Raw genomic sequence first — 1,950 nt, 5'->3', positions numbered from 1 at the left:
GCTCTTGCGCATGGTGGTCTCCTTGGTGGCTAGTGTGCCGGAGACCTCTAGATTATGGCTGGATCAATTTTACGGGAGGCTGACACTTCGAGCTCTATAGGAGACACTTAGAGCGACCAGAAATCGTCACTTTTGACGAACTCTTAGAACGCGCCAAACTACTTGTCGACGTGTCACTAGCGTGACGAGGTCTGCACCATGAGGTCGCGCGAAGCGCCCAGCGGTCGTCTCAGCGAGGATTCGCGAACGTCGGGGGCTTGGAGAGATAAATGAGCATCTGCGACGCAGGTGCGCTCCTCAACAGGGTCTCCGGCATGCGCAGCGATAGCGCATGGATGCGAAGCGGATCACGCGGAGCATATCGCGGAAGAGGCGAGTAGGGCACAGAGGGGTTGCGAAGTTGATCTATCCATACCCCTTGAAAATTCTGTTAGAACAGCGATCTCTTTCTGGGTGGCTTACCGCGCTTCGGTTCGTCGCACTTCGTCACGTGTGTTTTCTCGGTAGTGAAGTTGACCCCCTTCACCTCCAGAATCTCCAGTTCATTCAGATCGATCTCTAACGCCACCGTGCGCTCATCCTGATCAAACCAACGGGGCACCTGAGTAAGATCCTCGGGATGCATCACCCTAATCTCAGGATTCCAGTGGTCACCGTACTCATCCGACTCAAACAGTTGAACGTGGCTGGTCGGGCTTTCCTCGGTGCCCGAGGAGGCAACCCTCGATGCCTTGTTGAACAGCACGACGTTCCGCCCTTGCTGTGCCCCCGGCCCTTGATACTGGACTGAGCGAAAGAGAATGCCGTCCAAGTCTAGCTTGGGATGAGTGGCTAAGAAGTCAGCGATTGCCTGCGTAATCAAATAACCGTTGTCTTCGTGCTCTGGCATCACAGGCATGACCATTCGACTCGAAAGCGTGCTCAGGAAATTATTGGTACCAACGGCCTCTTCGGTGCTCGGATCAAAACGGCTCGCGTTGGCGCCTCAGGCTAGTTCTTCCAGTTTGTCCAGGTCCAAGACTTTCAGCTTGCAAGTGATGTTGAACGCCCCTAGCAGCACATGGCTTCCCACGGGAGGCCGGACCTCCGCAACCGCAATCTCTGGAATACTCGCGCCGTAAAGAACAGAAACACCGCGTGCGTTCATTCGCCCGGCACGTGCAACGTCAGAAGGTGGCGGTCCTGCTTCCCTGGAGGGATGGGCGAGAGCGGTCTCAAGGGCTTCGAGGGATTGGAACACGCGCGCTCGATAGAGCTTCGGCAATCCGGTATCAGGTCCGGCATCAACGATGACTCCATTTCCGCTGGCCGTCCGGTAGTTCAGAAGTGGTCCGAAAATCCTCTCTAGGATTGAGTTCACCTTCGGATTGACGATACGTGCCTCACTGCGGAGGCTCATTTCCATTTTTCGCCATTCAACGCCCAAGTTAGAGGGAAGTCGCGAAATTTCAGCAAAATACGGGTCATCGCCGTACTTGTGCTCATGCGAGCTCCAGTCAAACCACCGATCGGTAAGGGATTCAGTAAAGTCGTTGATTACGGCTTCGTCAGCTCCGAGGAGCTCTTCGAGAACATCCCTGAGGCTATCGCCCGCTGGAGTCCTGTCGTAATACACGACCGAATCTTCCAGGCTCGTCACCTCATAAAAGGTTTCGATCAAATGCTCACAGCGGTCTACTAGCTCTTCGAGGACAACCGTAGGCACAGTCTTTCCGCAGTAGTCGCAATCGGCAGCAGTGCCGGTAGAGGCGATGATGGAGCCGAGATAAGGCTCCTTAATACAGGCCGCGCAGATGCGATTGAGTTCCGACACGTTCCGATTCCTGTCTTTATTCAAGAGCGACCTAAGGATTGCCCGAGGGAAACTGATACGCCCAGGGTTTCCTAGACATCTCAAGGCCATGGAAAATGGTCGATTCGGAGGTGTCTATGAGCAGCAAGCGATATACG

The 1,950-nt window shown here is 54.7% G+C and carries 1 pseudogene; it reads right to left on the bottom strand.

The window, feature by feature from the left end:
• Positions 1-430: 430 nt before the first annotated feature.
• Positions 431-1,615, bottom strand: a pseudogene (locus XcyCFBP4188_RS23535) (RES family NAD+ phosphorylase).
• Positions 1,616-1,950: the final 335 nt, after the last annotated feature.

Source organism: Xanthomonas hortorum pv. cynarae (assembly GCF_002939985.1).
GTDB lineage: Bacteria > Pseudomonadota > Gammaproteobacteria > Xanthomonadales > Xanthomonadaceae > Xanthomonas > Xanthomonas hortorum_D.
The sequence above is the reverse complement of the archived record's forward strand: the minus strand, read 5'-3'. Positions and strand labels throughout refer to the sequence as shown.